This is a genomic window from Paraglaciecola sp. 20A4 (genome assembly GCF_011378905.1).
GTDB lineage: Bacteria > Pseudomonadota > Gammaproteobacteria > Enterobacterales > Alteromonadaceae > Paraglaciecola.
The window spans coordinates 1-599 of the sequence record NZ_WTPY01000100.1 but is presented as its reverse complement, the minus strand read 5'-3'; the positions used below and the strand labels follow the sequence as shown (position 1 = coordinate 599).

Here is a 599-nt window from a genome sequence, read left to right as displayed (position 1 = left end):
CGCTGGCGGCAGGCCTAACACATGCAAGTCGAGCGGTAACAGAGAGAAGCTTGCTTCTTTGCTGACGAGCGGCGGACGGGTGAGTAATGCTTGGGAACATGCCTTGAGGTGGGGGACAACAGTTGGAAACGACTGCTAATACCGCATAATGTCTACGGACCAAAGGGGGCTTCGGCTCTCGCCTTTAGATTGGCCCAAGTGGGATTAGCTAGTTGGTGAGGTAATGGCTCACCAAGGCGACGATCCCTAGCTGGTTTGAGAGGATGATCAGCCACACTGGGACTGAGACACGGCCCAGACTCCTACGGGAGGCAGCAGTGGGGAATATTGCACAATGGGCGCAAGCCTGATGCAGCCATGCCGCGTGTGTGAAGAAGGCCTTCGGGTTGTAAAGCACTTTCAGTCAGGAGGAAAGGTTAGTAGTTAATACCTGCTAGCTGTGACGTTACTGACAGAAGAAGCACCGGCTAACTCCGTGCCAGCAGCCGCGGTAATACGGAGGGTGCGAGCGTTAATCGGAATTACTGGGCGTAAAGCGTACGCAGGCGGTTTGTTAAGCGAGATGTGAAAGCCCCGGGCTCAACCTGGGAACTGCATTT

General features: G+C 54.9%; 1 rRNA gene. It reads left to right on the top strand.

Annotation, left to right across the window (positions count from 1 at the left end):
- Positions 1 to 599: ribosomal RNA gene (locus GQS54_RS23015) — 16S ribosomal RNA — on the top strand; the annotation flags it as partial.